This window comes from Bradyrhizobium sp. SZCCHNR1002, from assembly GCF_032381435.1.
GTDB lineage: Bacteria > Pseudomonadota > Alphaproteobacteria > Rhizobiales > Xanthobacteraceae > Bradyrhizobium > Bradyrhizobium aeschynomenes.
Genome location: NZ_JAUHIS010000001.1, coordinates 1,139,496 through 1,152,480, shown reverse-complemented (window position 1 = coordinate 1,152,480; position 12,985 = coordinate 1,139,496). Strand labels below are relative to the sequence as shown.

Below are 12,985 nucleotides of genomic sequence, written 5' to 3'. Positions count from 1 at the left end.
TATAGCGCGCCATCTCACACGGAAACTTGGCTCTCCTAGAGGGCGTCCGGTGGCAAGCCGGGCCATGACGGCCCGTTTTTGCTCACGCGTTTCCGGAGGAATCAACCGGAGAATATCCAATGGCGTTGCCTGAATTCACGATGCGCCAGCTGCTCGAAGCTGGCGTTCACTTTGGTCACCAGTCTCACCGCTGGAATCCGAAAATGGCCGATTTCATTTTCGGAGCCCGCAACAACATCCACATCATCGACCTCGCCCAGACCGTGCCGCTGCTGCACACGGCGCTGCAGGCGGTGAGCGACACGGTTGCCAAGGGCGGCCGCATCCTGTTCGTCGGCACCAAGCGCCAGGCGCAGGATAACGTCGCCGATGCGGCCAAGCGCTGCGCGCAGTACTTCGTCAATTCGCGCTGGCTCGGCGGCACGCTGACCAACTGGAAGACGATCTCGGCCTCGATCAAGCGCCTGCGTCACCTCGATGAGGTGCTGTCCTCGGGCGAGGCGAACTCCTACACCAAGAAGGAGCGCCTGACCCTGCAGCGCGAGCGCGACAAGCTCGACCGCTCGCTCGGCGGCATCAAGGACATGGGCGGCCTGCCCGACATGATCTTCGTGATCGACACCAACAAGGAAGACATCGCGATCCAGGAGGCCCAGCGCCTCAACATCCCGGTCGCCGCGATCGTCGACACCAATTGCGATCCGAAGGGCATCACCTATGTGGTCCCGGGCAATGACGACGCCGGCCGCGCCATCTCGCTGTATTGCGACCTGATCGCCCGCGCCGCCATCGACGGCATCTCGCGCGCCCAGGGCGAGCTCGGCATCGACGTCGGCGCATCCGCGGCTCCGCTGGAGGAAGACCTTCCGGCGGCGTCCACCTCGACGTTCCAGGGTCTGCCAGGTCCGCGTGGCACCGCCGACGATCTCAAGAAGCTCACCGGCGTGTCGGGTGCCATCGAGAAGAAGCTGAACGACCTCGGCATCTTCCACTACTGGCAGCTCGCCGAGCTCAACCACGACACGGCGCACCAGATCGGTGAAGAAGTCGGTCTGCCGAGCCGGGCCGACGCCTGGGTCGCCCAGGCCAAGTCGCTCGCCGACGCCTAAGACGACACGATCAAGAATCTGGCCGGCGTCGCACGCCGGCCATCGCGACTGAGATAGGTATATTTCCTGGCAGCGGACGGCGATGAGCCATCCGCTGCGTCGCGCTTTGGACAGGCAAAAGGACGTTCAACGATGGCTAATATCACCGCAGCGATGGTGAAGGACCTGCGCGAGTCGACCGGCGCGGGCATGATGGATTGCAAGGCCGCGCTCACCGAGAACGGCGGCGACATGCAGGCCGCGCAGGACTGGCTGCGCAAGAAGGGTCTGTCGAAGGCCGCCAAGAAGGCCGGCCGCGTCGCGGCCGAGGGTCTGATCGGCGCGCTGACCTCGGGCAAGAAGGGCGTGGTCGTCGAGGTCAACTCGGAGACCGACTTCGTCGCGCGCAACGAGCACTTCCAGGGCCTGGTCAAGATGATCGCCCAGGTCGCGCTCGACGTCGGCGCCGACGTCGAGAAGATCAAGGCCGCCAAGGTCGGCAGCATCACGGTCGAGGCCGCGATTGCCGATTCGATCGCGACCATCGGTGAGAACCAGACGCTGCGTCGTGCGGCTTCGCTCGAAGTGAGCCAAGGCGTCGTGTCGAGCTACGTGCATGGCGCCGTCATCGAGGGCGCCGGCAAGCTCGGCGTGATCGTGGCGCTGGAATCGCCCGGCAAGGCCGACGAGCTCGCCGTGCTCGGCCGTCAGCTCGCGATGCATGTCGCCGCGGCCAACCCGCAGGCGATCGATGCCGCCGGTCTCGATCCTGAGCTCGTCAAGCGCGAGAAGGACGTGCTCGCCGACAAGTATCGTCAGCAGGGCAAGCCGGAAAACGTGATCGAGAAGATCGTCGAGTCCGGTCTGAAGACCTACTACAAGGAAGTCACCCTGCTCGAGCAGGCCTTCATCCATGACAGCGGCAAGTCGGTCGCGCAGGCGCTGAAGGAGGCCGAAGGCAAGGTCGGCGGTCCGATCAAGGTGGCCGGTTTCGTCCGCTATGCTCTCGGTGAGGGCATCGAGAAGGAAGAGACCGACTTCGCCGCCGAAGTCGCCGCCGCCAGCGGTCAGAACAAGCCTCCGGCTGCGGGTGAGACCGTCGCCTGAACGAAAGGGCGATGGGTCCATGGCTGAGCCGCTCTATCGTCGCGTCGTCGTCAAGCTGTCCGGCGAGTATCTCGCCGGCAGCCATTCCTTCGGCATCGACCAGCCGACCGTCGACCGCATCGCGGACGACCTGATCGCAGCGCAAAAGCTCGGCGTCGAGATCGCCGTCGTTGTCGGCGGCGGCAACATGGTGCGCGGTGTCGAAGTGTCGGCGCAGGGCGTGTCGCGGTCGACCGGCGACACGATGGGCATGCTCGCGACCGTCATGAACAGCCTGGCCCTGGAAGCGGCCTTGCAGCGCAAGGGCGCGCCTTCGCTGGCGTTGTCGGCCTTCGTGATGCCTCAGGTCTGCGAGCTGTTCACGCGCGCCGCAGCGCACAATGCGCTGGCCGAGGGCCGCATCCTGGTGCTGGGCGGCGGCACCGGCAATCCCTACTTCACGACCGACACCACCGCCGTGCTGCGGGCCGCCGAGATCGGCGCCCAGGCCGTGCTGAAGGCCACCAATGTCGACGGCGTCTACAGTGCCGATCCGAAGAAGGATCCGACCGCCAAGCGCTTCGACCGGCTGACCCATTCCCAGGCCATCGAAGGCGGCTACAAGGTCATGGATGCGACGGCATTCGCGCTTGCCCGGGAAACGTCGCTGCCTATCATTGTGTTCTCCATTGCCGAACCCGGCGCGATCGGCGCGATGCTGCAGGGCAAAGGGCGCGGCACCATCGTCGCGGGGTGATCCGCTGCACCGTCGGCGGCCGGTGTTGGACCGGCTCCCTGCCTGCGGTAGAAGCGTAAGCGACACAGGAATTCGTCCGGGAGCAGTCGAGTCCAGCCGATGGCCTTTCAAGGCGCGGCCGAACCGGCTGAAGGGCCCGGGGTTGCAGGAAAGGAAAGCGTGATGACCACGGGCAATTTCGATCTCAACGACCTGAAGCGCCGCATGCAGGGCGCAACTCAGGCGCTGAAGCACGAGCTCGGCGGCCTGCGCACCGGCCGTGCCTCGGCCTCGATGGTCGAGCCGGTCCAGGTCGAGGCCTATGGCTCGCACATGCCGCTCAATCAGCTCGCGACCGTCTCGGTGCCCGAGCCGCGCCTGCTGTCGGTGCAGGTCTGGGACCGCTCCATGGTCAAGGCGGTCGAGAAGGCGATCGTCGATTCCAATCTCGGCCTGTCGCCGGCCACCGAGGGCCAGGTGATCCGGCTGCGCATTCCCGAGCTCAACCAGGAACGCCGCAAGGAGCTGGTCAAGGTCGCGCACAAATATGCGGAAGCTGCCCGCGTCGCCGTCCGCCACGTCCGCCGCGACGGTCTCGACACCCTCAAGAAGCTCGAGAAGAATCACGAAATGTCCGAGGACGACCAGGAGCGGCTCGCCGGCGACGTGCAGAAGGCGACCGACAGCGTGATCTCGGAGATCGATCAGCTGCTGGCGGCGAAGGAAAAGGAAATCCTCACCGTCTGAAGGATGCGCCTGATGTCCAAAGCCGCGGCCCCGGTGACGGAGGCGCCGGACCGGTCCGACGGACCGGCCCATGTTGCCATCATCATGGATGGCAACGGCCGCTGGGCTGCGGCGCGCGGCCTGCCGCGCGCGGAAGGGCATCGCCGCGGTGTCGAGGCGCTGCGCCGCGTGGTGCGGGCCTCGCATGAGCTCGGCATCCGCTATCTCACCATCTTCTCGTTCTCGTCGGAGAACTGGTCGCGGCCCGCCAGCGAGATCGGCGACCTGTTCGGCCTGTTGCGCCGCTTCATCCGCAACGATCTCGCCACCCTGCATCGCGACGGCGTTCGTGTCAGGGTGATCGGCGAGCGCGACGGGCTCGAGCCCGACATCTGCGCGCTCCTCAGCGAGGCCGAGGAGCTGACCCGGGGCAACACCAAACTGACGCTGGTGGTGGCCTTCAACTACGGCTCGCGCCAGGAGATCGCGCGCGCGGCGCAGCGTCTGGCGCGCGAGGTCGCCGAGGGCCGGCGCGATCCGGCCTCGATCGATGCCGACGCCATCGGCGCTCATCTCGATGCGCCCGACATTCCCGATCCCGATCTCATCATCCGCACCAGCGGCGAGCAGCGGCTGTCGAACTTCCTGATGTGGCAGGCGGCCTATAGCGAGCTGGTGTTCGTCGCCGTCCATTGGCCCGACTTCGACAAGGCCGCGCTGGAGGGCGCGATCGCCGAGTTCGGCCGGCGTGAACGCCGCTTCGGCGGCCTCGTGGCGAAAACCGCCTCGTGAGCAAACCGGACACCGCAGCCGTGGGAGATGCCGCCAGCGCCGCGCAACGCGACGCGGCCGCGCAGCCGAAAAAGTCTGCGCCCAGCAATCTCGTGATGCGGGTCGCGGCGGCGCTGGTGCTGGTGCCGCTGGCGCTCGGCGCGGCCTATGCCGGCGGCATGTTCTGGACCGCATTGGTCACGGTCGTCGCGGTCGGCCTGTATCTCGAATGGCTCATGGTGATCGGCGAGGTCCGCACGGTCTCCGTCGGCACGGCCGGCGCGCTCGCCATCGCGGCTGCCGGCATCTGCTGCGCGTTCGGCCTGATCGACGTCGCCGTGGTCGTGCTCGCGCTCGGGCTGGTTGCCGTCACGGTTCTGGCTGCGGGCCGTCGCGCCTGGGTCGCGGCCGGGTTCGTCTATGCCTGCGCTGCCGAGCTCGCTTCGGTGCTCGTGCGGTTCGATACCACCGAAGGCTGGCGTGCTCTGGTGTTGGTGTTTCTCGTCGTGTGGGCGAGCGACATCGGCGGCTATGTCGCCGGACGCAGCATCGGCGGCCCCAAGCTCGCGCCCCGCGTGAGCCCGAACAAGACCTGGGCCGGCGCGATCGGCGGCTTCGCGGCCAGCCTTGCTGCGGCCGCCGGCTGGTCGCTGGCCGGCGCCGGCGGACTGGTGGCGTTGCTGGCGATGGCCGCGGTGCTGTCGGTGGTGTCGCAGCTCGGCGATCTCGGCGAGTCCGCCGTGAAGCGCCGGTTCGGCGTCAAGGACTCCAGTCACATCATTCCCGGCCATGGCGGCCTACTGGACCGCCTGGACGGCTATGTCGCCGCGATCGTGTTCGCGGCATTCGTGGGTTTGCTGCGCGGCGGCCTCGACGGCGTCGGCCGCGGTCTTCTGGTTTGGTGACCGGCGCGACTCGCCGGTCGAGATTTTTGGTGGAAACATGAGCGCAGTGCCATTGCGGAACAACAAGGCCGGTGTGGCGGAGGTGCGCAGCATCACCGTGCTCGGCGCTACCGGCTCGATCGGCGATTCGACCATGGATCTCCTGCGCGGCGCACCGGAGCGCTACCGGGTCGAGGCGCTGACCGGCAACAGCAATGTCGAGGGTCTGGCCAAGCTCGCCCGCGAGTTCAATCCGCGCTTCGTGGCCGTCGCCGATCCCGCCCGGCTCGGCGAGCTGCGCGAGGCGCTGGCCGGCACCGGCATCGAATGCGGGGCAGGTGAGAGCGCCATCATCGAGGCCGGCGCGCGTCCCGCCGACTGGGTCATGGCCGCGGTGTCGGGTGCCGCCGGCCTCAAGCCGGCGCTCGCCGCGGTCGACCGCGGCGCGACGGTCGCCCTCGCCAACAAGGAATGCCTGGTCTGCGCCGGCGATTTCTTCATGCAGCGCGCCGCGCAGGCGAATGCCTGCATCCTGCCGGCCGATTCGGAGCACAATGCGCTGTTCCAGGCGCTGTCCTCGGGCAATCGCGAGGAGCTGGTGCGGGTCATCATCACCGCCTCGGGCGGACCGTTCCGCACCTGGGCGGCCACTGACATCGAGCAGGCGACCTTGGCGCAGGCGCTCAAGCATCCGAACTGGAGCATGGGCCAGAAAATCACGATCGATTCGGCGTCGATGATGAACAAGGGCCTCGAGGTGATCGAGGCGTCCTACCTGTTCGCGCTGGCGCCGGACGAGATCGACGTGCTGGTGCACCCGCAATCTATCGTTCACGGCATGGTCGAATTTTCCGACCGCTCGGTCGTGGCCCAGCTCGGTGCGCCCGACATGCGGATCCCGATCGCGCATTGCCTCGGCTGGCCGGAGCGCATCAAGGGGCCGTCGGCCCGGCTCGACCTCGCCAAGATCGGCACCTTGACGTTCGAAGCGCCGGACTTCGCCCGGTTCCCGGGGCTGCGGCTGGCCTACGATTCGCTGCGGACCGGCCGCGGCGCCACGACGGTGTTCAATGCCGCGAACGAGGTCGCGGTCGCGGCCTTCATCGCCGGGCAGATCCGATTCGGTGCGATTGCCCGGCTGGTGGAGGCGACGCTCGAGGATTGGACCCGGTCAGGTAATCAGGCACCTCTTGGTTCGGCGGACGATGCCATCGCCATTGACCATGATGCGCGAAAAAGGGCCGCGAGCCTCTTGCCTCAAATCGCCGCAAAAGCATCTTAAAGGGTTGGATGGGCCTTCGGGCCTGCGGGAAGGGAATCGGATGACCGAGTTTTTCCACCATATTTTCAATACGTTGAGCGGCGGCCTTCTCGCCTACATCATCCCGTTTTTGTTCGTGCTGACGATCGTGGTGTTCTTCCACGAGCTCGGCCATTTCCTGGTCGCGCGCTGGGCCGGCGTGAAGGTCCTAACGTTTTCGCTCGGATTTGGTCCTGAGTTGATCGGTTTCAACGACCGCCACAACACCCGCTGGAAGATCTCGGCGATCCCGCTCGGCGGCTATGTGAAGTTCTTCGGCGACGAATCGGAGGCCTCGACGCCTTCATCCGAGGCGATCGCGAAGATGAGCGCCGAGGAGCGCGCCGGCAGCTTCCACCACAAGACCGTCGGTCAGCGCGCCGCGATCGTCGCGGCCGGCCCGATCGCCAATTTCATCCTCGCCGTGATCATCTTTGCCTGCATGGCGCTCTATTACGGCAAGCCCAACACGACCCCGCGGGTCGATGCGGTGCAGCCGGATAGCGTCGCGGCGGCCGCCGGCTTCAAGACCGGTGACGTCATCGCCGCCATCGACGGCCGGGCGATCGAGACGTTCGGCGACATGCAGCGGATCGTGTCGGTGAATGCCGGAACCGAGCTGACCTTCCTGATCAAGCGCGATGGCTCCGAGATCACCCTAAAGGCCACGCCCGCCCTCCAGGAGCGCAAGGATTCGTTCGGGAACAGTCACCGAATCGGCGTGCTGGGCATCCAGTACAACGCCAAGCCGGATGAATCGCGGTCGGTCCCGGTCGGCTTCTTCGAATCGATCAAGTTCGGCGTCGAGCAGGTCTGGTTCATCATCGGCACAACCTTCAAGTTCATCGCATCGCTGCTCTCGGGAACCGGCAATGCCGGCGAGCTCGGCGGGACGATTCGGATCGCCCAGCTGTCCGGACAGGCGGCGAGCCTCGGATTCCAGGTTCTGGTGAACTGGTGCGCCATGATCTCCGTCTCCATCGGGCTCCTGAACCTGTTCCCGGTTCCGCTGCTCGATGGTGGACACCTGCTGTTTTACGGGGTGGAGGCGGTTCGCGGCCGCCCCTTGTCCGAGCGGGCGCAGGAGATGGGGTTCCGAATCGGCCTGGGCCTCATCCTCATGCTCCTGGTCTTCACGACCTATAACGATATCCTTCACATCGCGGGGTCCTGACGGCGTCTCTTTTCCGACGTGGCCGATAGGCAACGTTTTGAAACGAATTTGAAAATTCGGAGATATCCGGCGTTTGCCGTCGGGGCCAAATTGGCTACAAGCGAACGACAAATGGGAATCTGTCGGTTTGGTAGGGGTACCGAACCGGCCTCGGAATAAGGGCGCGTAGCGCATGAAGTTCGGATTGCGGGTGCGGGGGGGCTTGGCGGCCGCCTTTATCATGATCGCCGGATCGGCAGCTTTGCCGCTGGCGGGCGTGGTGGTTTCGTCGCCAGCTGCGGCTCAGACGGTCAACTCGATCGAAGTGGTGGGCAATCGCCGCGTTGAGCTGGAGACGATCCGCTCGTACTTCAAGCCGGGTCCTGGCGGCACGCTGGATGCGGGCCGGGTCGACGATGGCCTGAAGGCCCTGATCGAGACCGGCCTGTTCTCGGACGTGAGGATCAACCGCCAGGGTGGCCGGCTGATCGTGACCGTCGTCGAGAACCCGGTGATCGGACGCGTTGCCTTCGAGGGCAACAAGAAGGTCAAGGACGAGCAGCTCCAGGCCGAGGTCCAGTCGAAGCCGCGTGGTACCCTGTCGCGGCCGATGGTGCAGTCCGACGCTCAGCGCATCTCCGAAATCTACCGCCGCTCGGGCCGATATGACGTGCGCGTCACGCCGGAAATGATCGAGCAGCCGAACAACCGCGTCGACCTGATCTTCACGATCGAGGAGGGCGCGAAGACCGGCGTGAAGTCGATCGAGTTCGTCGGCAATAGCGCGTTCTCGTCCTATCGTCTCAAGGACGTCATCAAGACCCGCGAGACCAACCTGCTGAGCTTCCTCGGCTCGGGCGACGTCTACGATCCGGATCGCGTCGAGGCCGACCGCGACCTCATCCGCCGCTTCTACCTGAAGAACGGCTATGCCGACGTGCAGGTGGTGGCCGCGCTGAGCGAGTACGACCCTGAGCGCAAGGGCTTCATGGTGACCTTCAAGATCGAGGAAGGTCAGCAATATCGGGTCGGTTCGGTCGACTTCCAGTCGACGATCGCGACGCTCGACCCCAACTCGCTGCGCGGCTATTCGCGCGTCAGCGTTGGCTCGCTCTACAACGTCGAGAACATCGAGAAGTCGGTCGAGGAGATGCAGATCGAGGCCTCGCGGCGCGGCTACGCGTTCGCGGTGGTCCGTCCGCGCGGCGACCGCAACTTCGAGGCTCACACGGTGTCGGTGGTGTTCGCCGTCGACGAGGGCCCGCGCACCTATATCGAGCGCATCAACATCCGCGGCAACACCCGCACCCGCGACTACGTCATTCGCCGCGAGTTCGACATCTCCGAGGGCGACGCCTATAATCGCGCCCTGGTCGACCGTGCCGAGCGGCGCCTGAAGAATCTCGACTTCTTCAAGGACGTGAAGATCTCGACCGAGCCGGGCTCGTCGAGCGACCGCGTCATCCTGGTCGTGAACCTCGAAGAGAAGTCCACCGGCGACTTCTCGATCTCGGGCGGCTACTCGACCACCGACGGTGCGCTGGCCGAGGTCTCGATCTCCGAGCGCAACTTCCTCGGCCGCGGCCTGTTCGCCAAGGCCTCGGTGACCTACGGCCAGTTTGCCCGCGGCTACTCGCTGTCCTTCGTCGAGCCGTACCTGCTCGACTACCGGGTCGCGCTGGGTCTCGACCTCTATCAGCGCCAGCAGCTCGCCAACAACTTCATCTCCTACGGCACCAAGACGCTCGGCTTCAGCCCGCGCCTCGGCTTCCAGCTGCGTGAAGATCTGTCGCTGCAGCTGCGCTACTCGATCTACCGTCAGGAGATCACGCTGCCGACGACGCTGTCGGACTGTAACAACCTTGCCGCCGGCAGCATGATCGGCAACCGGTTCGTGCCGTTCAACCCGACCCCGGCCTTCATCAACGCCAATGGCGGCGTGGATCCGACCGGCAACAATGGTCTGGGCTGCTTTGCCAATGGCGAGGCCTCGCTGCCGGTCCGCCAGGAGCTGGCGAATGGCGCGACGCTGACCTCGGCGCTCGGCTACACGCTCAACTACAACACGCTCGACAACAACAAGAACCCGACTGAAGGCCTGCTGGTCGACTTCAAGCAGGACTTCGCAGGTGTCGGCGGCGACGTGTCCTATCTGAAGACCGCGTTCGATGCGAAGTACTTCACCCCGCTGGTGTCGGACATCGTCAGCATCGTCCATCTGCAGGGCGGTATCCTGAACAAGATCGGCAACACGCAGCTGCGCATGCTCGATCACTTCCAGATGGGTCCGAACCTGGTTCGCGGTTTTGCCCCGAACGGCATTGGTCCGCGTGACATCAATCCGTTCGGCACGCAGGACGCGCTGGGCGGCACCAAATACTGGGGCGCTTCGCTCGAACTGCAGATGCCGTTCTGGTTCCTGCCCAAGGAGACTGGTCTGAAGGGCGCCGTCTATGCTGACGCGGGTGGGCTTTGGGGTTACCAGGGACCGACGTCGTGGGCTCTGACGGGCGAAGTCAATACCCCCGGCTGCATCAGGCCGACCCGCAATCCGACCAATGCGGGCACCTGCCTCGGCCTGCAGTTCGACGACCAGAACACGGTCCGGACCTCGGTCGGTGTGGGTCTGGTGTGGGCGTCGCCGTTCGGCCCGCTGCGCTTCGACTACGCGATCCCGCTCACCAAGGGCCAGTTCGACCGGACGCAGGAGTTCCGGTTCGGTGGTGGCACCAGCTTCTAAGGCTGCCGCCAGGGCCAAATCCGGGTTGGCCTGAGCCCACCCGGACGGTGTAAGAGATAGGAGCTCGGTTCCGGGAGATCGGAGCCGGGCTCTGACTTTTTGCGAAGACGCTTTCCCCGAGAGTACAACGGAATGGCTCAGCCGACCTTCTTTCAATCCCCCCCGCGGACGACGCTGGCGGCGATCGCTACGGCCGCCAAGGCCACGCTGGTCGATCCGTCGCGCGGAGAGCAGGTGATCAAGGGATTGGCGTCGCTCGACGAAGCCGGTCCGATGCACTTGGCGTTCTTCGACAATCTCAAATACGCGGACCAGCTCGCCGCGACGAAGGCCGGGGCCTGCCTGGTCAGCCCGCGTTTCGAAGCGCGCGTGCCGCCGCATGTGGCTGTGCTCCGCGCCAATCAGCCATTCCGCGCCTTCGTGCAGCTCGCCCGCGAGATGCATGCCGACGCGCTGCGGCCACAGTCCTGGTTCGGCTGTGACGGCATCTCGCCCCAGGCGATCATCGATCCGACCGCGCGGCTGGAGGACGACGTCATCGTTGAGCCGCTGGCCGTGATTGGCGCTCATGCCGAGATCGGCTCGGGCACCATTGTCGGTGCGGGCGCCGTCATCGGCCCGCACGTCAAGATCGGCCGCGACTGCAACGTCGGCGCCCGGACCGTGATCCAGTGCGCGCTGATCGGCAACGACGTGCTGATTCACCCCGGCTGCAGCATCGGCCAGGACGGCTACGGCTTCATCTTCTTCGGAGCAGACGGGCACACCAAGGTGCCGCAGACCGGCCGGGTACTGATCCAGAATCACGTCGAGGTCGGCGCCGGCACTACCATCGATCGCGGCAGCCTGCGCGACACGGTGATCGGCGAGGGCACCAAAATCGACAACCAGGTTCAAATCGGCCACAATGTCACGATCGGCCGGCATTGCCTCCTGGCGGCCCAGATCGGGCTGGCAGGAAGCCTCACGATCGGCGACAACGTCGCGCTCGGGGCGAAGGTGGGCATCAACAATCACCTGACGATCGGCGATGGCGCACAGGTGACCGCGATGAGCGGCGTCAAGGACGACATCCCGCCGAACGGCCGGTGGGGGGGCTTCTTCGCCAAGCCGACCAAGCAGTGGTTCCGCGAGATCGTCGCCGTGGAACGGCTGGTGCGTGATCAGACCGCGACGAAAAAGGACGAAGGACAGGAGTGATGGAGGAGTCACCCATCAGGTTTGCGGACATCGATATCAACGAGATTCTGAAGACGCTGCCGCACCGTAACCCGTTTCTCCTGATCGACCGCGTGAAGAACATCCGCGCCGACTACAGCGGCATCGGCGTCAAGAACGTCTCTTTCAACGAGCCGTGCTTCCAGGGGCATTTCCCGGAGCGGCCGGTCTATCCGGGCGTGCTGATGATCGAGGGCATGGCGCAAACTGCGGGCGTGATCGGCATCAAATCGGTCGAAGGCACGGAAAAGCCGCGCGCGGTGTATTTCCTCACCATCGACAAGTGCAAATTCCGCAAGCCGGTGCTGCCGGGCCAGACCATCGAGTACCACATGCGCTCGATCGGCCGGCGCAAGACGATGTGGTGGTTCCACGGCGATGCCAAGGTCGATGGCACGGTCGTTGCCGAGGCCGATGTCGGCGCGATGCTGACTGACTGACCTGCGCCGAAAAGAGTTGGTTGCGTTGAAATGAGCAAGATTGATCCCACCGCGCGTGTCGAGGACGGCGCTGTCATCGGCGATGGCACCGTTATCGGGCCGTACTGCATCATCGGCCCCAACGTCGTGATCGGCGCCAATTGCAGGCTGATCAGCCACGTCCAGATCATGGGCCACACCACGCTCGGCGACGACAACGTGATCTCGCCGTTCGTCGTGCTCGGCGGCGCGCCGCAGGACCTCAGCTATCGCGGCGAGCCGCACCGGCTCGAGATCGGCTCCGGCAACACCTTCCGCGAAGGCGTGACGATGAACATCGGCACCACCAAGGGCGGTGGCCTGACCAGGATCGGCAATGCCGGGTTCTTCATGAACAATGCGCATGTCGCCCACGACTGCGTGGTCGGCAACAACGTGATCTTCGCGACCTCGGCGACGCTCGGCGGCCATGTCGAGGTCGGTGATGCCGTCTACATCGGCGGGCTCTCCGCCGTGCATCAGTTCACCCGCATCGGCCATGGCGTGATGGTCGGCGGCGTCTGCGGCGTGCGCGGCGATATCATCCCGTATGGTCTCGTCAACGGCCAGTACGCCGCGCTCGAAGGCCTCAACGTCATCGGCATGAAGCGCCGCAAGTTCACCCGCGAGCGCCTCGCTACCGTCCGCGCCTTCTATCAGAAGCTGTTCCATGGCCCCGGCGTGTTCGCCGATCGTCTGGCTGAAGTGCGGTCGATGGCCGGCGACGATCCGGCGATCGCCGAGATCCTCGCCTTCATCGAGGGCGGCCGCCACCGCGCGCTGTGTCTGCCGGAGATCGGCAGATCCGCGCCCGCGGAGATCTGA

12 protein-coding genes are annotated in these 12,985 nt (G+C 65.5%); all 12 read left to right on the top strand.

The window, feature by feature from the left end:
- Window positions 1–119 precede the first annotated feature (119 nt).
- The 12 genes from QX108_RS05140 to lpxA all read left to right on the top strand — a co-directional run bounded on the left by QX108_RS05140 (window position 120) and on the right by lpxA (window position 12,985).
- Window positions 120–1,109 carry a 30S ribosomal protein S2 gene (locus tag QX108_RS05140; RefSeq protein ID WP_172109565.1) on the top strand — a complete coding sequence of 330 codons (990 nt, stop codon included), beginning with the start codon at window positions 120–122 and terminating at the stop codon, window positions 1,107–1,109.
- A 132-nt stretch (window positions 1,110–1,241) separates the two neighbouring features.
- Complete coding sequence (gene tsf, locus QX108_RS05135) at window positions 1,242–2,195, top strand: translation elongation factor Ts (RefSeq protein WP_315779359.1); 954 nt, start codon at window positions 1,242–1,244, stop codon at window positions 2,193–2,195.
- Between the two features lie 19 nt (window positions 2,196–2,214).
- Window positions 2,215–2,931 carry a UMP kinase gene (pyrH, locus tag QX108_RS05130; RefSeq protein ID WP_315779357.1) on the top strand — a complete coding sequence of 239 codons (717 nt, stop codon included), beginning with the start codon at window positions 2,215–2,217 and terminating at the stop codon, window positions 2,929–2,931.
- Window positions 2,932–3,093: 162 nt separating this feature from the next.
- Complete coding sequence (frr, locus tag QX108_RS05125; protein WP_172109562.1) at window positions 3,094–3,657, top strand: ribosome recycling factor; 564 nt, start codon at window positions 3,094–3,096, stop codon at window positions 3,655–3,657.
- Between the two features lie 12 nt (window positions 3,658–3,669).
- Window positions 3,670–4,428 (top strand): isoprenyl transferase, encoded by a 759-nt coding sequence (locus QX108_RS05120; RefSeq protein WP_172132644.1) that lies wholly within the window; start codon window positions 3,670–3,672, stop codon window positions 4,426–4,428.
- Entirely contained in the window at window positions 4,425–5,312 is an 888-nt protein-coding gene (locus QX108_RS05115) for a phosphatidate cytidylyltransferase (RefSeq protein WP_315779355.1), read from the top strand. The genes QX108_RS05120 and QX108_RS05115 overlap by 4 nt, the downstream gene beginning before the upstream one ends.
- Before the next feature lie 37 nt (window positions 5,313–5,349).
- Window positions 5,350–6,573 (top strand): 1-deoxy-D-xylulose-5-phosphate reductoisomerase, encoded by a 1,224-nt coding sequence (gene dxr, locus QX108_RS05110; RefSeq protein ID WP_315720411.1) that lies wholly within the window; start codon window positions 5,350–5,352, stop codon window positions 6,571–6,573.
- A gap of 40 nt (window positions 6,574–6,613) precedes the next feature.
- Window positions 6,614–7,765 (top strand): RIP metalloprotease RseP, encoded by a 1,152-nt coding sequence (rseP, locus tag QX108_RS05105; protein WP_315779513.1) that lies wholly within the window; start codon window positions 6,614–6,616, stop codon window positions 7,763–7,765.
- A gap of 172 nt (window positions 7,766–7,937) precedes the next feature.
- Complete coding sequence (gene bamA / locus QX108_RS05100; protein ID WP_315779353.1) at window positions 7,938–10,484, top strand: outer membrane protein assembly factor BamA; 2,547 nt, start codon at window positions 7,938–7,940, stop codon at window positions 10,482–10,484.
- Between the two features lie 132 nt (window positions 10,485–10,616).
- Window positions 10,617–11,684, top strand: a complete 1,068-nt coding sequence (gene lpxD / locus QX108_RS05095; protein ID WP_315720409.1) for a UDP-3-O-(3-hydroxymyristoyl)glucosamine N-acyltransferase — start codon at window positions 10,617–10,619, stop codon at window positions 11,682–11,684.
- On the top strand, window positions 11,684–12,142 hold the full coding sequence (gene fabZ, locus QX108_RS05090) for a 3-hydroxyacyl-ACP dehydratase FabZ (RefSeq protein ID WP_172184774.1): 459 nt from the start codon (window positions 11,684–11,686) through the stop codon (window positions 12,140–12,142). Before lpxD ends, fabZ begins: the two co-directional genes overlap by 1 nt.
- A 30-nt stretch (window positions 12,143–12,172) precedes the next feature.
- Complete coding sequence (gene lpxA, locus QX108_RS05085) at window positions 12,173–12,985, top strand: acyl-ACP--UDP-N-acetylglucosamine O-acyltransferase (protein ID WP_315779351.1); 813 nt, start codon at window positions 12,173–12,175, stop codon at window positions 12,983–12,985.

Bases quoted from the DNA above. Each gene is read 5' to 3' on its own strand.
- QX108_RS05140 (WP_172109565.1), top strand. From the start codon at position 120: ATGGCGTTGCCTGAATTCACGATGCGCCAGCTGCTCGAAGCTGGCGTT.
- tsf (WP_315779359.1), top strand. From the start codon at position 1,242: ATGGCTAATATCACCGCAGCGATGGTGAAGGACCTGCGCGAGTCGACC.
- pyrH (WP_315779357.1), top strand. From the start codon at position 2,215: ATGGCTGAGCCGCTCTATCGTCGCGTCGTCGTCAAGCTGTCCGGCGAG.
- frr (WP_172109562.1), top strand. From the start codon at position 3,094: ATGACCACGGGCAATTTCGATCTCAACGACCTGAAGCGCCGCATGCAG.
- QX108_RS05120 (WP_172132644.1), top strand. From the start codon at position 3,670: ATGTCCAAAGCCGCGGCCCCGGTGACGGAGGCGCCGGACCGGTCCGAC.
- dxr (WP_315720411.1), top strand. From the start codon at position 5,350: ATGAGCGCAGTGCCATTGCGGAACAACAAGGCCGGTGTGGCGGAGGTG.
- rseP (WP_315779513.1), top strand. From the start codon at position 6,614: ATGACCGAGTTTTTCCACCATATTTTCAATACGTTGAGCGGCGGCCTT.
- bamA (WP_315779353.1), top strand. From the start codon at position 7,938: ATGAAGTTCGGATTGCGGGTGCGGGGGGGCTTGGCGGCCGCCTTTATC.
- lpxD (WP_315720409.1), top strand. From the start codon at position 10,617: ATGGCTCAGCCGACCTTCTTTCAATCCCCCCCGCGGACGACGCTGGCG.
- fabZ (WP_172184774.1), top strand. From the start codon at position 11,684: ATGGAGGAGTCACCCATCAGGTTTGCGGACATCGATATCAACGAGATT.
- lpxA (WP_315779351.1), top strand. From the start codon at position 12,173: ATGAGCAAGATTGATCCCACCGCGCGTGTCGAGGACGGCGCTGTCATC.